Origin of the sequence: Trebonia kvetii (genome assembly GCF_007827045.1) — a bacterium.
Lineage (GTDB): Bacteria > Actinomycetota > Actinomycetes > Streptosporangiales > Streptosporangiaceae > Trebonia > Trebonia kvetii.
The window spans coordinates 566,204-582,374 of the sequence record NZ_RPFW01000001.1 but is presented as its reverse complement, the minus strand read 5'-3'; the positions used below and the strand labels follow the sequence as shown (position 1 = coordinate 582,374).

Genomic DNA, 16,171 nt, shown 5'->3' with positions numbered 1-16,171 from the left:
TGGCACGCGGCCCGCGCGGTCGCGCATCATGAACTGTGGGGCGAGCTTTGTGACTGATGACGGCACGGCCGCGGATGCCGCGCGGCTGTTTTCCCCGCAGCGCCTGCGGCTGGCCCGCGAGGCGCGCGGCCTGACGCAGACCGGGCTGAGCCGGCTCATCGGCACCTCCGCGGCCGCCGTCTCGCAGTTCGAGAAGGCCGACGCCAGGCCGAGCGCCTCGACCGTGGCCCTGCTCGCGCAGGCGCTCTCGTTCCCGGCCGGGTTCTTCGCAGTCGGGTCCTCGCCGTCGAGCCGGGCAGACGGGGACCCGGACACCCTCGACGGGCACGGCCACTTCCGGTCGCTGCGGTCGGTCACCGCCGCCCAGCGCCGCCAGGCGCTGTCGGTAACCCAGCTGGTCCGGGACATGGCCGACGCCCTGTCCCGCCACGTCCGCCTGCCGGACCCTGCCGTGCCCTTGCTCGCGGCCGGCGCCGGCGACCTGGCGGCCGCGGAAGAACGCGCCGCCACGGTCCGGCGTGCCTGGGGCGTGCCGCCCGGGCCGGTGACGGACGTCATCCAGGTGGCTGAAAGGCACGGCATTGTCACGGCCCGGCAGCGGATACCGGCGCCGACGATATCCGGGTACAGCGTCCCGTTCCCGGAACGCCCTGTCGTCATCGTCGGCCGGGACGGGGCGAAGCGGGACCGCGACCGTTTCAGCGTCAGCCACGAAATCGGCCACCTGGTCATGCACGAGGCCGGCAGCAGCCTTGCCTCCAAAGAGACTGAGGCGCAGGCAAACCGGTTTGCGTCCGCTTTCCTGCTGCCCGCCGACGAAATCCGCGACCAGCTTCCCCCGGTGCCTGACTGGGTGCAGCTGCTGACGCTCAAGCAGCGATGGCACGTGTCACTGAGCGCCCTGCTGCGCCGGGCCAGCGACCTCGGGGTGATGAGCGACCAGGTTTACGGGCAGGCGATGCGCACGGTGGGCGCGCGCGGCTGGCGCATCAGCGAGCCGGGAGACCTGGGCGCCCCGGAGTCGCCGAGGGTCCTGGCACTGGCCATCGAGACCGCAGGGGCCGGCACCGCGAGCCTCGCGGCCGAAACGGGATGGCCTGCCACCCTGATAGAGGAAGTGGTCGCGGCCAGCGCTGACAGCCGGCCTGCCCTGGAGATCTGAATGGTGATCGTGCAGTGCGGTATCTGCGGGTTCGCGCGGCTCGTCAGTTCCCTCAGCGCCAGCAGGCCGGTGCCAGCCGAGGCGAACCCGGTCCGTAAGTGTGCCTGAGCCGGCGCGGCGGGACCCGCAGCGCGCCCGGCCCCAGCATGGCGGACGGCTCCAGGATCGGCCGGGTCCGCCTCGGGCACATGGCCGGCGCCTCCGCCGCCGGCGTGCTCATCACCGATCCGGCGGCGCCTGGGTGCGGCGCTCACGGAACTGCCGGCCTTCGACGGGCTCGCATCCCGGTCGCCTTATCCCTCGCCGACCCCGCCCGGCGCGGCCCCGGCCGGACCGGGCTGCGGCCGGGCGCGCGAGGGCGGCCATCTTTGCGAGGATGACGGCGCCGTGCTGCCCGCGACTCGCCGCCGGCACCGCCGCTAGCTCGCCCAGCTCATCTTCGCATGCACCTGACCAGCAGTCATCCGGGGAGCCCGCGGCGGGATCCTCACGGCTTCCAGCCGGCCGCGACCATGATCGCGACGACCACCGCCGCCACGCCCGCGAGAGCGCCGATGACGGTGGCGAACGCGACGACCACGCCGCGCTTGCGCAGCCGCGCCCACCAGCCCTCCTTCACGGGCACGGGCTCCTTGCCGGCGAGGGAAACGGAGGCATCCTGCCCGGCGGCAACGGCATCACCGCCCGCCCGCGTGGACTGGACGCCGGCCACGCTGGCCCCGGCCCCGCTCGCTTCCTGGCTTCCGGCCACGCTGGAATTCGCACCGGCGCTCTGGCTGCCGATCGCAGTGCCGCTCTCACCGGCCACGGCTACCGGCCCGGCCGTCGCCGCGACGTTCGTGCCAGCGGCGCCAGCGTGCTGGACAATGTAGTTGAACACGGTCCGGTCCCCGGTAATAAGGAACTGGACGCCCTGGTCGGCGGCCATCTTGTCCGGCACGTCCTGGCCTTGCGGTGTCAGCGCGAGCAGCTCGGCGACCAGCTCGGCCAGCGCGGTGCGGATGCGGACGAGGACGCCCTGGATGGCCGACCTGGGCACTGACCAGTAGACGTCGGCGACGTGGCTGGTCGGCCCGATATTCTGCCGGTTCAGCACGTCCGCGATGAAGCCTCCCCACTCGGGGCTCAGGCGCTGCTCGTCCGTGTCCTCGACGGCCATCGCTTCCAGCTGGCCGATCCCGAAAGGCACGATTGCGTCGTGCACATCGACCGTCCTGCCGATCTCCTCGCGAATCCGGGAATCGAGCATGGAGTCCTCGACCCGCTGGGTGATGCCGAAACGGCCGGCCCTGTTGGTGATCCGCGCAGTCAGGGGCGCGGGCACGTGACGGTACTGCGGCACCGTCACGGCCCCGTCATAGCCATGCAATTCCTGGCTGGCCCAGGTCCGCATCTTCTCTGACCCGGCCAGGCCCCCGAGCACGATGCAATTCTGAAGCAATGACGACAGCGGCACCGACCGGTCCGCTACGTCTTCCGCGATCCGCGCGAGCAGACCACCCTGATTACGAGCCATGGCACATTTTCGCGGCCCCGGCTCAGTTAAGCGAATCGGTTTCAGCATGCCTCCGTCCACTCCACGTCCCGCACATGTCAATGACGCAAAGCCACAGGTCACGACATAGTTAACAGTCCCGGTAACCGGAAAACCCGGCCAGTGGACAACAGCCGGGAACAGGCGGGAGAACGCTCGGTGCCGGCGTGGCGTACCGGGGTGCGCTGAGCGCCAGCGCGGCGACGGTCGCGGTGCTCGCCTGCGGCGCGGACGTGCCGTACCCGTCCGCCCGGCGGTTGCGCGAGGCCCCGGTCACCTGGCTCAGCGAACGGGCTGACGCGCAGCCGGGTCACTGGCCGAAGATGTCCAGGCAGGCCGGCAGTCCTGCCTGGCTGAGTCCCCAGCCGAGCCAGGTGTCCTCGCTGCCGTACAGCTCAGCCCATATGTCCGCCTCGATCCGGCCTGCCGGGGTCACGGGAATGATCATGGTCTCCCGGACGCGGTGCCCGGGCAGCGGCCGGACGAAGCCGTAACAGCGGTCGGGGGTGCGTGTCGACAGGCCGCGGAAAGCTCCCTGGGCGAAGCAGGCGCCGCTGGAGATCACGATGCCGGCCACGCCGTCAACCCGGGCAAGTGCCGGCTTCAGCAGCTTGCCGATCTCGGCGGTCTTCTCGTGCAGGGCGGCGCGCGCCCATTCAGTGAACTGCCAGGTCCCGTCCATCAGGTCCGTCCGCAGCCAGCCGCCGCCGGCGCGGGCAGCCTGGGCGGCCTTCTGCAGCAGCCGTCCTTCAACGCGCGGCCACCCCCGCCCGCTCTCGATGCCGCCCCTGAGCTCGCTGGGGCCGCCTCCCCGCAGGAGCACGCGCAAGTCAGCGCCGCGGAATGCCAGCGGCACCTGCCGCCCGGTCTCGCAGGCGAGCCGGGCGGCTTCCTCGATCAGGGCGAGCAGTTCCGCGGCGTCCTCCTCGCCCAGGCGGCCACCGAGGTCACCCGCGACGTCCACCCCGAACTGCGCGCTGATCCGCATGATGGCGGCTGTCATCTGGTCCCAGTACGCCCTGCTTTCCCGTGAGTTCTGGTCGAGGATGACGGCGAATGTCTCCACCCGCAGCGCCGTGGCCCCATAGCGGATCAGCACGTCGCTGGGCGGGGCGGCTGCGGTGACCCGGTTTTCCAGGGCGACAGCCGCGCCGCAGCGCCTGGCGAGGCCGCCCACCTCGAGCTGGAGCGCGGCGTGGCGACGGCGGTCGTCCCGCAGGTCGGTCCGCATCTCCTTCTGCACGCTTGCCAGTCCTGGCGTGCCAGCCAGAAGCCGCAGGCGCAGCGCGAGGTCGAGCAGGCTGCCCAGTGCCGCCACATGCGACCCGCCGAGATTGACTTCCTCGGGCACGTGCCCGGCGGCCTCCCAGTAGCGTTCGGGCCAGTCCTGCCCCATATGCTGCTCGAGCTGCTCAAGTGCCCACAGCGTCGCCTGCCGCCGCGCAGGGGTGACGTGCGGGGAGCCGGCCATCGCACGGTACATGTCCCATGTCGGGCGGCCGGGACCGGCGGGCATCACCTGCGGCTCGCGCTGAGAGACCGGGCTGCCCCCGGAATCGCTGAGGCCGGCAGCGGCCTGCTGCGCCTTCGCGTCACTCACCGCGCCAATGTAGCGCTCCCAGTGGCCGGCGAGGCGCCGCAAGCTGGTGAGGCCATGCTGGCGGCCTGCCTGCCGCGGCAGCCGGGCTGCCTGGCTTCCGCGGTGTTCAGCAGGGCCGGGCGCCTCCGCACCCCGGCGGGCAGCAGGGCACTAACCCAGGCGCCTGAGGGCGTTGGCGTCGTCCAGGCCTGCGGCGAGCACGGCTGCCTGGCGCCCTTGGTCCCATCGCAGGAGGCCGCGATCTTCCAGGCCGGATAGTTCCCCCGCCAGCCCGGCCACGGTGGTGCCCGACAGGGTCGCCTCGGCTGCCAGTGATGTCCACTCGGTGCGCTGGTCACTCTGCCAGGCATCGACCCACCCTGGCGCTATGCGCCAGGGCGTGATCTCGACGAGCGCCAACTGCATGTCCAGGGTCAGCCCTTCAGGCGTGAGCCCGGCCTGGGGCATTCCCAGTCTGGCCCGGTCCTGGGGGGCAGCTGCGCGCAGTGCGGAGAATGCGGCCCACGTAAGCCACGGGGACCCGGCGAATGCCGGCCATTGCGTGCCCGGGGGCGGTGCGGGCCGCGTCCGGCCGTACGTCGCCCGCGGGAGGGTGCTCCACGACGGCCTGCTTTCCTCGGCGGCAGGCCGCGGGCGGCATTGTGCCCTGGCTTTGCTGTCCTTCGCGCTGCGTCGCTTCCTGCTCTTAGGCATCGGTTTACCTCCGGGGCAGCCGTGCACTGGCGTGCACTGACGTGCACTCAGCAGAAATCTATGCCTGCCCGGGCGCCTGCGGGGCCAGTGCGCTCGCGGCGCGCTGGTGCCTGTCGCGAAACTCACGGCACGGGCCGGCAGGCCGCGGTCGCTTCCTGCGGGAGCCCGCGGCTCGCCTCAGGCCGCCGGCTGCGGCGCCGCGGGGGGCTGCACGGGGTCCGCGCACGTCACGGTATCCGGCAGGAAAGCGGAGTTAGCCCCTGTGCCTGACGAATGTGCCGGTGCCGTGCCCGGTCTCCACTAGCCCGCGGTCTGCGAGCAGCCGCTTTGCTTTTCCTGCAGTCTCGGCCGCGATTCCGACAAGTTCCGCGAGACGCCGTTCGGCGGGTATCTGCGCGCCGGGGGCCAGGTCCCCGGAAATGATCGCCGCCTCAATGAAATTGGCCAGCTGGACGTAAACAGGCGTGGCTTCCCTTCGCGCCTCGAAGTCATCCCAGTTCACGGCCATGGATCGGGACAGTAGGGCACTGCGCAGCCCTGTTATGCAATGGCATGCACGGCAGTGCATTGCTATGCTCTCGCCATGGCCCGCCCTGCGCGCCGGCCCAGTCAGGCTGGCGGAAGTCCCGTCCTGGTAGGCACCGGAGCCTGCGATGGCCGGGCCCGGTTCGTCGCCGCTCATGGCACTGCGAAGGCCATGCCTGACAGGCCTGTTCCCGCGCCAGCCGGCCGCCCGGACCGCTGATGATCTGCGCCATCTGCCATTACCTTGCCAGCGACGGCCAGCAGGTCCGGGAGGCCATTACGATCGTCGCCGGATACGCGGCCTGCGAGCCGCACGTTGACCTCGCCGAAATCGCCGGCAAGGGCGACGGCCTTTACGGGTCGGCCGGGCTTTCCGCGCTAGATGCCGCGGTCGCCGCAGATTGCGGCCGGTGCGGACGCTTCCTGGGATCTGACCTGGGCGCGCTCCCTGAGGGGCCAGATGACCCGGTGCTGTGCATCTTTTGCCATGGGTACGGTGACAGCCGCTGAGCTTCAGTCCTGGCCCCGCGCCGCCTGGCCGGGCAGCCGTCGCTCCTGGGTCCGTTGCCTTCCTGCGGATGTCAGCGCCGCGGCGTGCCGCCGGCCTGGGGACTGCCCCGGCCGGACCGGGCTGCGGGCGGGCGCACGAGGGCGACCATCTTGCCGAGGATGACCGCGTCGCCGGCCGGGATGGGCTGGTATGCCGGGTTGGCCGGCATCAGCCAGGCGTGGCCGCCGGCCCGCTGCAGTGTCTTCACCGTGGCCTCGCAGCCCCCGGGCCCGTCGAACTGCGCGGCGACGATCTCGCCGTTCTCTGCCGTCTCCTGCTTGCGGATCACGACTAGGTCCCCGTCGACGATCGCCGCCCCGGTCATCGAGTCGCCCCTGACCCGCAGCATGAACAGTTCCCCTTCGCCGACCAGTTCCGGCGGCAGCGTGAAGGTCTCCTCAACGGACTGCTCGGCGGTCACCCCGGCGCCGGCCGCGATCTGCCCGATGAGCGGGACCTGCCTGCCGCCCCCTTCCGCCGGGGGCGACTCCCGGCCCGGCCAGGTGATCGTGCGGGGCTGCCCGTGCTCCCGGCTCAGCGACCCGCCGGCCTTCAGCAGCGCGACGTGGTAGGACACCGTGGACACGGCGATCCCGAGGCGCTCGCCGATCTGGCGGTAGCTAGGCGGGTAGCCCTCGCTGCGCGTGAACTCCTGCAGGAACGCGAGAATCCTGCGCCGCTGCCAGTTGCCGTCGCCGGGACCCCGGCGGTGCCCGCTGCGGTTCATGGTTCCCCCTCGATTACCTTCTGTGATCTAAGACGCTACACTAGAAGATCAACAGGGCAAATACATGTTCGATAATCATTTGCTTAGCCAAGTCTTTGCGTTCCTGTCCTGGCCGGGATGCGGTCTCGCCGCGTAACGCGCGCAGTGTGCGGAGCTTCCGCGTCCTGGGCGGGCGAGGCAGCCGGCAGCCGCAGGCGGGGAATCGCTCATCACGGCGCGGCTGCCCAGCGGTTGTTTATCCAAGTCAGCAGGGCCTGCGCCGCCCGGTGCGGGCCGCTAGGGGGGAGCGTGATGCACGTGAGCGAGCCAGTGGCGGCAGATGAGCGCCTCTACGCTGCGATGCTGCGCCTCCTGGTCGGGTACGGAAATCGGCAGGCTTGCGAGATCCCGGGCCCGCGCGGCGTTGTGCGGCGCCAGGACGCGCTTGATGCCGTGATCCAGGTCGCCGCGGTAGTTGACGAGGCCGTGCACGCCGGCGCGATCCCGGTGGACCGCGGGTTGCACGCCGCGGCAATGCTGATGGTCGTCCGCGAGTTCGTCCAGCCGCTACCGCCGGACTGGGACGGGGACGGTTGCACCGATTACCTGAATGACGACCTCGCCATGATGGTCACGGCGCTGCGGGAGGCCCGTACGGCTAGAGGGCACAAAGGCTAGCCTTCGTGCCCGGCCGGGGTCAGTCCCGGCCCCGCATCCAGCTCCGCTGGCGGCTAGCCGCCCTGGCCCAATCGTCAGGCTTTGGACACCCATCTGACCTCCCAGGCGTGATCATCATCGGGGGACGCTCGCCAGCTTGCGTCGCTGCACGCCGCCTGGGCAGGGCGGGCATAAGGCAGCCGCCGCGCTGATTTCGCCAGGATGGCGTCGGCCTGGGCCGGGGACGAGGTCACGGGGCTGGCGTTGTGGTCCAGGTCGGCGATGACGACGGTCCGCGGGAGGGCTGGATCGTGGCGGGGAATGGCACGACCACGCGGTCGCGGGTGGCCTGGGCCTCGCGGAGCTGGTGGTTCTCCGTGGTGAGCTGGTTGACGGCGCGGACGAGGGCCTTGATGTCGGCGCGGGCTCGGGCGAGGTCCCTGCGCGTGGCGGCGGCGCCCTTGCGCAGCTCGCGGATGGTGGCGCGGAGCCGTTCCTCGTCCTCGCTCCCGGCGCCGCGTTCCTTGACCCGCTGGTAGAACTCGGCCTTCAGGTCGGTGTGCCTTTGGGTGAGGGCGTTGCGGGGGACCCCGGCCTCGATCGCGAGCGCCACGATGGTCATCGCGCCATCGGACCGCTCGGGGGCGCCGCCGAGGATGCGGTCCATTGCGGTGCGGATCTGGTCCCGCTCGCCGGTGCCCGGGGTCATACTGCGCTCCTGTCCAGGGTGATGCGGGTGCGGTCGTGCTTGTCGGCGAGCTCGCGGAGCCGGGCGGCGTTGGCTCGCATCCGGTCCCCGATCGGCTGGGGGACGTAGCCGGCCTGGGCGTCGAGGGTGGCGGCGCGCTCGCGGAGTTGCGCGGCCTGCCGGTCGGTGCGGGCGATGTTCGCGCACCTCGGATCGCACCGGTCAAGCCTGGGCGTGTCCCTGGCCTTATCGTGATTGCAAAGCGCCGTGTCCCGTTTGTGGAGGCAAAGGACGGCGGCGTGCGGGTTGTCGTAGATCACCACGTCCTCGTTCTGCATCAGCTTGCGGGCCCCGGCCGGCGTGAGCAGGGCGCCCTCGAACCGGGCTGCAACGGCGGCGGCCCTGAGCGCGCGGCCGGCCGCGGGCCCGGAGACTCCTCCGCCGCCTTCCATTTCCTCCCGCAGCGCGGCCGCGGTGTCGACGCCTGCCAGGGCGGTCTCCATGTTGATGAGGTCGTGGATGCCGTCGCGGCTGCGGCCGGCGTACCCCTCTGATGGCGACCCGAAGGCGGTCCGCATGTGGCCGTACTGGATGGCCAGGGCCACGTGCCCGCCAGGCCGCCGGGCGATATGCCACGCCAGGCTCCGCCTGAAGCGCGCGGTGCCGATGTGCCCGTGCGGGTCATCCGGGATGGTCTCGCCGGGCAGTTCATGGCGGCTTGCCTCGCGGTTCGCCCAGGCCACGAAGTCCTCGATCCGCCCCCGGAGCGCGCTCACCTTCAGGGAGCCGGTGCCCGGGCGGTTGCCGGCGTCGTGGGCACTGTGGTCGAACAGCAGGTGCCCTTCGGGGACCATGCGCTCCAGCACGCGGATCGCGTTGACGACGGGAGTGATGGCGACCCAGGGGACCTCGCGCTCGGCACCGCTGGACTGATGGTTGCCGTCGTCGTCAGTAGCGGTCTTGAACTCGTGGCCGCGGATCAGGTGCCTCCCGGGCTGCCCGTCGGGACCGGCAGCAGTGTCAGGGCAGCAGCCGGCGCGCAGGCCCAGGACTTCTTGTGGCCGCATGCCGGTCAGGTAGGCACAGACCACCCAGGCGGCCGTTCCCAGGTGGCGGATGAGGAACGGGGCTTCGTTATAGTCGAGAGCCGTCCGCCACGGCTTCCCAGCGATCCGCCCGGTTACGGGAACGTCTAGTGGGCACGGGCCGGGACGCTGCTCAACCATGGCCGTCAGCCCCCGGCGATACCTGAATCCGTCCACCTGTCCGGGCGATGCGCCGGTGACGCCGCTGATGTAGTAGCGGGCGAGGACGAGGTTGCCGTTGGAAGTGGTCGCGGGCAGGGGCATCTGGCTGGCGACCAGGGGGCGGAGGTATGCCTCCAGGGCGGCATGCCCGGCGGGCGTGGCCGTCGTGGCCTGGGCCGCCTTGATGAGGCGCTGCCGTTCAGCCCAGGCGGCGAGGATGTCACCGGACAGGTCATCGACCATCCTCATCGCCCAGGTGAGCAACGGGCCCATGGTCTGCTCGGCGAGGGGCTCGGTCGTGTTCTCCCCGCCTCCGGGTGTCGCCGCCGGCAGGTAGTCATCAACGCCCAGGTCATCCCATGGAGGCCGGCCGATGCCGTTCGGGCGGGCACTTAGCTGGTCGAAGGCCCACAGCCGCGTCAGCGAGACAAGGATCTTGAGGACGGCCTTCCTGGTGCAGTTCGCATCTCGGAGATGGAGGCCGTACTCGTGCAAGAGGCTGGTGCTGCAGTCAGCGAGGCTGCGGGCTCCCCTGTCATCGAGCCAGTGAGCAAGCTGCTTCCAGTTCCGCGTCGTGTCGTAGAGGTGAATGGAGGAGGTGCGGCCCCGCATCCGGGTGCCGCGCTGCAGCAGGAACACAGGCCGGAGCTCGCCGTTGATGAGGTTCCAGACCGCGAGCCGCATCTCGCCCTCGAACGAGGCAGGCCAGTTCCGCCACAGGATCGCGTGCTTGCGGCCGCTTGGGTTGTCGGTCAGCGGGGCTAGCTGCCATTCGGGGTCGGCGTAGCGGCCGTTGAGGTGGGCATGCATGGCACTTGCCAGGTGCGACGGGACAACAGGAGTGCCCGGGGCGGGCAGGGGGAGCAGGTAGGGGTCGAGGTCCGGTGCGGCGGTCATTCGTCGAGGTTCCCGGTGAGCAGGTGGTGGATGAGGGCGCGGTCAGCGTCGGTGACCCGGGCCAGGGCGCGGGTCCATGGTCCCTCGCCGACACGCTCGCGGAGGTCTTCCAGGCGCTCGTGGGCGTCGCGCCAGTCTGCCGCCCAGGCCGCGGGCGGCAGGACGGACCGCAGGCTGCCCAGCGCCTCGTGCAGGTGAGCGAGGCGGGGGTGGTGGCCGGCGTGGACCCGCGCGTTCGGGCAGGCCAGGCAGAGGAGGAATGAGGCGCCGCAGCCCCCGCCCGGGGACGGCCACGGGCTGTCGTCGGGGCTGCAGCAGTCCGCCGTCGCGGTCTCGACGTCGCCCGGGTCAGGCTGGTCACGCACCTGGGCGACCAGGACCACTGTGCGGGCACGAGCGGCGGCATCCTCCGCCCCGCCGGCGATCACCTCAACCGCCTGAGCCTGAACCCGCTTGTCAGGCAGCACGTAGGCACGGTCGTGGGTCTCCTGGGAGTGCTGCGCAGGTTCCCGCCGGTCTAGCGCGACGACCGTCCGCCGCCCCCGGCGGAACGGGCTGCCGCCGAGTCCCGCGGCTCTCGCCCATGTGCTCCCGGCGTCGCTGTGAACGCCGAAGCTGAACGGGCCGACCGGAGGGAGCCGGTCCCCGTCCGCCTGCGGGCGCCCGGGCTGGTTGGACCGCCACACGATCAGGCGGTTGGTGCCGGGTGCGGTCTCCTCGACGATGGCCCGGGCGAAGCGCGTGGCGGCCAGGGCCTGGGTTATCAGTCGCCCTGGCGAGCCGGCGCCATGATCGGTGACGTTGCGGGTCTCGTGGCTGCGGCCGGGCCCGCGGCGGGGCTTCTCCAGCGATATGTGATAGGTGGGATGGCCGTCACTGCCTTGGTCAGGGGACGCCACCGGCACTGCGAGCGTGTCGATCACTGACAGGTTCCATCCGAATTCGGCCATCAGCAGGACTCCCAGCGCGGCTGCTGCCTCCCGCGTCAGGAACAGCCGCTGCCAGGTCGCGGCGCCTGATGATCCGCCGAACGCGATGCGGTACCTGCCCTTGACGGTCAGCCGGCCGTTCTTGTCGGTGTATTTCGGCAGGGCACCGGTGCGGGCCAGCAGGTCCAGCCCTTCGCCGATCACCCAGTCGCGGCTGCCCTCGGCAATCGTGCCGTCTCGCCATCGCTGCAAGTGCAGCGCGTTGTCGTTGATGCGCTGCAGTGCGGAACGGAATTGGCGCCGGGCGGCCTTCCTGACCTCGCCGAGCTCGGCCTCGCTGTAGGACTGGACCTTGCTGCGGGCGGGTTTTCGGCGGCGGGCCAGCTCATCGGCGGCATGGCCCGCCTGGAGCCTGGCGTCAGCGCGCAGCATGGCAGCGATCACGATCCAGCACATGTAGTCGCAGGATGACCGCCACTGCCGTACGAGTTCCGGGGTGAGGTCGTCCAGGTCCCGAGGCGGCCGCTGCTGCTGGGCAAGGAATTGCGCGAAAGACCGCAGGTGAACCCATGCCGTCTTCGACGTGCGGTGGACGGACCAGTAGGCCGGCGTGCACCGCGCCGCGAACAGGGCCGCCAGCGAGGCCTGCATCGGCGGGGCGACCGGCAGCTCCGAGAAGTCGAACTCCAGGACCTGGCCATGGCGGTTGTAGTGGCGCACCACGAGGCCGCCCTGTTCGTTCGTTGTGACGTAGTCCGGTCTCGCGTGGTCACCGTCCGGGAGGGCTGCCCGGTGTCCCCGCCCGGTCACCAGGCCACCCCTGCCACTGACTGGCCGATGTCGGCAACGTTCAGGCCGACGTCCTGGATGCCCTCCGACTCCCGCGCTACCCGGGCGAATACGTCGTCTAGCTCGGGCATCGGAGCGGCGATCGGCTCTTTCTCCCCGGCCAGCATGGACCGCAGGCTCAGGTCGGCTACCGGCGCGAGGTACCGGGAGACGGTGGTCTCCCGGGATGCGTGGCCTAGCAGTTGCTGGACCATGAACCAGGGGTCCCCGTAGAGCATCCGGTACTCGCGGCGTTCTTCCTCGGTCAGGCCGTACCTCTGGTCCATCAGGACGTTAAGCACGACCAGCATGTAGAGCGCGTAGCTGTGGCGTGCGGAGTGGATGGTGGCCTTGGGAGCGTAGACCTGGTGGGGGTCCAGGCCGGCCCGGCGGGGCGGGGTGAGAACGCGCTCGCACCTGTTGCTGGCCTCGCGGAACACGTTCTCCCAGGAGTGCACCGCGAACGGGAGCCCCCGCTCGTTGAGCCACAGCCAGAGCGGTTCCAGGCCGTGCGTTCCCTCGGTGAGCAGCACCGACCGCTCCTCGACGGTCATCTCTCTCAGGCGGGTCTTGCCGGACGTGCCGTCCAGGCGGCGCCAGTTCACCACGGGATCGGCGCCCCGGGTGATCCCGGTGACCACCTGTGCCCCCGGCATCATCTCGTAGCGGCCCTTGCGTTGCGCCTCTCTCACCGCCCACGCCCGCGACGACTCCACGTAGGCGGCGATGTCCCCGATCGCGTCTGCCGCCGCGTAGAACACCCTGTTCTTCTTCGACCTCGTCGGTCCCGCCATGACCTTTCCCCGGTAGTAGCGGCCCGCGCCCAGCCGAACCTCGGGCACCTCGAACGTCAGCAGCGACCCGCCTTCTGACCTGCGCAGGCCAGAGGAGACCAGCAGCCGCACGAACGCCACGTTGCGGTCCTCCAGTCGCCCCGCCCAGCCCGCCACCGGGACCCCGTCGCGGCCGTGCCCGCGCAGCCCGACGTCAGTCCACAGTCGCCACGTCCGGGGTGTCAGCCAGTGCACGTTCGACCGCCTGGCGTCCTTTGCACGCGCCGCCGGCACCGTGGCCATGCCCCCGTCGCGGCCCCTGAACTGCTTCATCGCCACCGGGTTCCGCGCCACGTACCGGTTCTCCTCCTTGACCGCCCACCGGTACAAGTGAGCGAACGCTGTTAGCTCCCGGTCCCACTTGTCCCCTCCCACGCGGCTCGGGTTGCCGTCGGCGAACCGCCGCCAGTGCTCGTAGTCCTCCAGATCCCGGCTTGTCGCGTCCGTCCAGGCCTTGCCCCGCCCCCACAGGAACGTCAGCAGCAGCGCGATGTCCGTCGCGTAGCTCTGCTTCGTCGAAGCCTTCAACCTGCGAAACCCCGGCCACTGGACGTACAAGCACAGCAGCGGGTCCACCCGGTGATCCGGCGACAGGAAAATCGGGTCACCTGCGCTGATCCCAGCTGCGTCCTCACGCGCCGGAAGGTCTTCCCAGCCCGCCAAAACCCGCCGTCTGATCCCTGTCCGCACCGCGTTCCGCGGCACCCAGAACACCCGCCACATAGGTCTAAGATCCTTTCACAGCCACCTGCATCAACACGGGTATTTAACAGGGAACTGCGGAACAGCGGCGAGAGCTGGCCGAACTCGAAGATCACCGTCGGCCTCTCCCCGGCGGCGCTGCCGAAGCGCGGCAGCGGCTTCGACATGGCCATCGCAGTTGCCATCCTCGCCGCCGCCGACGCGGTCCCGCTCGCCACGCCGGCGGGCGCGATGTTCCTCGCCGAACTTGGCCTCGACGGCAGGCTGCGCCCGGTGCCCGGCGTGCTGCCCGCGGTGGCCGCGGCCGAGGGCGGCGTGAGCACCGTGGTCGTCGCCGCGCAGAACGTGGCGGAGGCCGCCCTGGTCCCCGGGGTCCGCGTGGTCGGCGCGAACACCCTCACCGAGGTGATCGTCTGGCTGCGCGGCGGGCCACTGCCCGTGCTGGCCCCGGTCCCTGAACCGCCAAATGGGCCGCCGTCCGCGGACGCCCTCGCGAAGAGGCTCGACCTGGCGGACGTTCTCGGCCAGGCGGAGGCGCGGCTCGCCGCGGAGATCTGCGCCGCGGGCGGCCACAATCTGTCGCTGCTCGGCCCGCCCGGCGCGGGCAAGACCATGCTGGCCGAGCGGCTGCCGACGATCCTCCCCGAGCTGGAGCGGGCGGCGGCGATCGAGGTCACCTCGATCCACTCCATCGCGGGCCGGCTGCCCGCGGGCGCGGGTCTGCTGAGCATGCCGCCGTTCTGCGCTCCGCACCACACTTCCTCGATGGCGGCGATCGTCGGCGGCGGCAGCGGCGTCGTCCGCCCGGGCGCCGCCTCCCTGGCGCACAACGGGATCCTGTTTCTCGACGAGGCGCCCGAGTTTCATCGCGATGTTCTGGACGCGCTGCGCCAGCCGCTGGAATCCGGCGAGGTCGTGATCGCCCGCAGCGGAGCGCAGGCCGTCTTCCCCGCGCGGTTCACCCTCGTGATGGCGGCCAACCCGTGCCCCTGCGCGAACACCGCGGGGCCAGGCAAGGCCGGCTGCTCCTGCTCCCCCGCTGCCCGCCGCCGCTACCTCGCCAGGATCTCCGGGCCGCTGCTCGACCGGGTCGACGTCAAGGTCCGCCTGCAGCCGGTGTCCCGCCGCGACATGCTCTACGACCGCAAGTTCGCCGAGACCTCCGCGACCGTCGCCCGTCGCGTCATCGCCGCACGCGAGCGCTGCACGGCTCGCCTCGCGGGCACCCCGTGGCGGCTCAACGCCGAGGTCCCGGGCACTGTGCTGCGCCGCGAATTCCCGCCGCGCCCGGGAGCGCTGGCATCCCTCGACCGGGCCATGGAGCTCGGCCAGGTCTCCGCCAGGGGCGCGGACAAGATCGTGCGCGTCGCCTGGTCGCTTGCCGACCTGGCCGGCCAGGACCAGCCGGGGGCGGACCAAGTCAACCTCGCGATCGGACTATGGCTAGGAGTGGCACAGTGACCGACGGACTGACCGAGGAAAACTACGCGCGAGCGGCGCTCACCTACCTCGCCGAGCCGGCCGACCGCCGCCTGGCGCGGCTGTTCCGTGAGCACGGTGCGGCCCGGACCCTGGACGCCATCAACTCGGGCCGCCAGCTTGGCTCTAGCTCTCAGGGTCAGGGGGCCAGCATGGACCGGTGGCGGGCGCGGCTACCCGAACTTCCGCGACAGGAACAGCTGATCGCCTTCCGTGAGTCAGGGATCAGGCTCATTTGCCCAGGCGACCCGGAGTGGCCGGGGCAGCTGGCCGACCTGGGCGACGACGAGCCGTACGCGCTGTGGGTGCGCGGCAGCGCGGACCTGCGCTTCAGCTGCCTGCGTTCGGTGGCGATCGTCGGTGCGCGGGCGGCGACCGCCTACGGCTCCTATGTCGCCGCCGAGTTCGCCGCCTCCGTCGCCGCGCGCGGCTGGGCGGTAGTCTCTGGCGGCGCGTTCGGTGTCGACGCGGCGGCGCACCGGGGCGCGCTCAGTGCGGACGGGGTGACGATCGCGGTGCTCGCCTGCGGTGTGGACGTGCCCTACCCGTCCGCCCACGCCGACCTGCTCGACGCGATCGCCGCCCAGGGCGTGCTCGCCAGCGAGTGGCCGCCCGGCCGGCAGGTGAGCAGGCTGCGCTTCTTGGTCCGCAACCGGGTCATCGCCGCCCTCGCCACCGGCACGCTCGTCGTGGAGGCGAGTCACCGCAGCGGCGCGATCAACACCGCTCGGCACGCCAGGGACCTGCAGCGCCGGCTGATGGCGGTGCCAGGCCCGGTCACCTCGGACCTGTCCGCCGGATGCCATCACATAATCCGCGAATGGCAGGGCGTGCTCGTCACCAGTGCGGCCGAGGTGACAGAGAACCTGTCCCCGGTCGGCGCGACCGTTCCCGCGCAGCTTGGCGTGGCACTGCTGCCCCGCGACGCGCTCGGCCAAGATCAGGCAACCGTGCTCGACGCGATGCCCCGCCGCGGCGGCTCGGGCACGGTGCGGGTCGCGCAACGGGCGGGCATGGACCCGGCGACCGTCGTCCGCTGCCTCGGCGAACTGTCCGCCGCCGGTTTCATCGAGCGCTGCGACGACGGCTGGCGCTTGCGCCGTCCTGCAACAGCCAGGTAAAACCTTGCGCAGGTCGTTCC

The 16,171-nt window shown here is 71.3% G+C and carries 14 protein-coding genes; 5 read left to right on the top strand and 9 right to left on the bottom strand.

Annotation, left to right across the window (positions count from 1 at the left end; translation table 11 throughout):
• The first annotated feature begins 49 nt into the window (after nt 1–49).
• Nucleotides 50–1,162: a helix-turn-helix domain-containing protein gene (locus EAS64_RS02425; RefSeq protein WP_187365639.1), complete on the top strand. Its 1,113-nt coding sequence runs from the start codon at nt 50–52 to the stop codon at nt 1,160–1,162.
• A 487-nt stretch (nt 1,163–1,649) separates the two neighbouring features.
• Here the strand turns inward: EAS64_RS02425 and EAS64_RS02420 are convergent, their stop codons facing one another.
• The 4 genes from EAS64_RS02420 to EAS64_RS02405 form a co-directional block, all read right to left on the bottom strand.
• Nucleotides 1,650–2,678, bottom strand: coding sequence for an AbiTii domain-containing protein (locus EAS64_RS02420; protein ID WP_187365638.1), 1,029 nt, complete (start codon nt 2,676–2,678; stop codon nt 1,650–1,652).
• 328 nt (nt 2,679–3,006) lie between these two features.
• A complete protein-coding gene (locus EAS64_RS02415; protein ID WP_145851060.1) occupies nt 3,007–4,296 on the bottom strand; it encodes a hypothetical protein in 1,290 nt (429 codons plus the stop codon).
• Between the two features lie 150 nt (nt 4,297–4,446).
• On the bottom strand, nt 4,447–4,701 hold the full coding sequence (locus EAS64_RS02410) for a hypothetical protein (RefSeq protein WP_222848933.1): 255 nt from the start codon (nt 4,699–4,701) through the stop codon (nt 4,447–4,449).
• 541 nt (nt 4,702–5,242) lie between these two features.
• Entirely contained in the window at nt 5,243–5,497 is a 255-nt protein-coding gene (locus EAS64_RS02405; protein WP_145851058.1) for a GntR family transcriptional regulator, read from the bottom strand.
• A gap of 236 nt (nt 5,498–5,733) precedes the next feature.
• Here EAS64_RS02405 and EAS64_RS02400 point away from each other — a divergent pair, with 236 nt between their 5' ends.
• Complete coding sequence (locus EAS64_RS02400; RefSeq protein ID WP_145851057.1) at nt 5,734–6,024, top strand: hypothetical protein; 291 nt, start codon at nt 5,734–5,736, stop codon at nt 6,022–6,024.
• A 71-nt stretch (nt 6,025–6,095) separates the two neighbouring features.
• Here the strand turns inward: EAS64_RS02400 and lexA are convergent, their stop codons facing one another.
• Entirely contained in the window at nt 6,096–6,791 is a 696-nt protein-coding gene (gene lexA, locus EAS64_RS02395; RefSeq protein WP_145851056.1) for a transcriptional repressor LexA, read from the bottom strand.
• Between the two features lie 297 nt (nt 6,792–7,088).
• On the opposite strand from lexA, the gene EAS64_RS02390 reads away from it, so the two are divergent.
• Nucleotides 7,089–7,448, top strand: coding sequence for a hypothetical protein (locus tag EAS64_RS02390; RefSeq protein ID WP_145851055.1), 360 nt, complete (start codon nt 7,089–7,091; stop codon nt 7,446–7,448).
• 229 nt (nt 7,449–7,677) lie between these two features.
• On the opposite strand, the gene EAS64_RS02385 is transcribed toward EAS64_RS02390, so the two are convergent.
• Genes EAS64_RS02385 through EAS64_RS02370 form a run of 4 tightly spaced genes read right to left on the bottom strand, consistent with a single transcriptional unit; the run spans nt 7,678 to nt 13,377 of the window.
• Nucleotides 7,678–8,136: a hypothetical protein gene (locus tag EAS64_RS02385; protein WP_222848932.1), complete on the bottom strand. Its 459-nt coding sequence runs from the start codon at nt 8,134–8,136 to the stop codon at nt 7,678–7,680.
• A complete protein-coding gene (locus EAS64_RS02380; protein WP_145851054.1) occupies nt 8,133–10,259 on the bottom strand; it encodes an integrase in 2,127 nt (708 codons plus the stop codon). The genes EAS64_RS02385 and EAS64_RS02380 overlap by 4 nt, the downstream gene beginning before the upstream one ends.
• Nucleotides 10,256–11,998: a hypothetical protein gene (locus EAS64_RS02375; protein ID WP_145851053.1), complete on the bottom strand. Its 1,743-nt coding sequence runs from the start codon at nt 11,996–11,998 to the stop codon at nt 10,256–10,258. Before EAS64_RS02375 ends, EAS64_RS02380 begins: the two co-directional genes overlap by 4 nt.
• Nucleotides 11,995–13,377: a site-specific integrase gene (locus EAS64_RS02370; RefSeq protein WP_222848931.1), complete on the bottom strand. Its 1,383-nt coding sequence runs from the start codon at nt 13,375–13,377 to the stop codon at nt 11,995–11,997. The genes EAS64_RS02375 and EAS64_RS02370 overlap by 4 nt, the downstream gene beginning before the upstream one ends.
• On the opposite strand from EAS64_RS02370, the gene EAS64_RS02365 reads away from it, so the two are divergent.
• Together EAS64_RS02365 and dprA are read left to right on the top strand one after the other, a co-directional pair.
• Nucleotides 13,258–15,012, top strand: coding sequence for a YifB family Mg chelatase-like AAA ATPase (locus EAS64_RS02365; RefSeq protein ID WP_342781999.1), 1,755 nt, complete (start codon nt 13,258–13,260; stop codon nt 15,010–15,012). The two genes, EAS64_RS02370 and EAS64_RS02365, sit on opposite strands and share 120 nt — an antisense overlap.
• Nucleotides 15,009–16,151, top strand: coding sequence for a DNA-processing protein DprA (dprA, locus tag EAS64_RS02360; protein WP_246115490.1), 1,143 nt, complete (start codon nt 15,009–15,011; stop codon nt 16,149–16,151). Before EAS64_RS02365 ends, dprA begins: the two co-directional genes overlap by 4 nt.
• Nucleotides 16,152–16,171 lie beyond the last annotated feature (20 nt).

Coding starts and splice junctions, on each gene's coding strand:
- EAS64_RS02420 (WP_187365638.1), bottom strand. CDS start 2,678: ATGGCTCGTAATCAGGGTGGTCTGCTCGCGCGGATCGCGGAAGACGTA.
- EAS64_RS02410 (WP_222848933.1), bottom strand. CDS start 4,701: ATGCAGTTGGCGCTCGTCGAGATCACGCCCTGGCGCATAGCGCCAGGG.
- EAS64_RS02405 (WP_145851058.1), bottom strand. CDS start 5,497: ATGGCCGTGAACTGGGATGACTTCGAGGCGCGAAGGGAAGCCACGCCT.
- EAS64_RS02400 (WP_145851057.1), top strand. CDS start 5,734: ATGATCTGCGCCATCTGCCATTACCTTGCCAGCGACGGCCAGCAGGTC.
- lexA (WP_145851056.1), bottom strand. CDS start 6,791: ATGAACCGCAGCGGGCACCGCCGGGGTCCCGGCGACGGCAACTGGCAG.
- EAS64_RS02385 (WP_222848932.1), bottom strand. CDS start 8,136: ATGACCCCGGGCACCGGCGAGCGGGACCAGATCCGCACCGCAATGGAC.
- EAS64_RS02380 (WP_145851054.1), bottom strand. CDS start 10,259: ATGACCGCCGCACCGGACCTCGACCCCTACCTGCTCCCCCTGCCCGCC.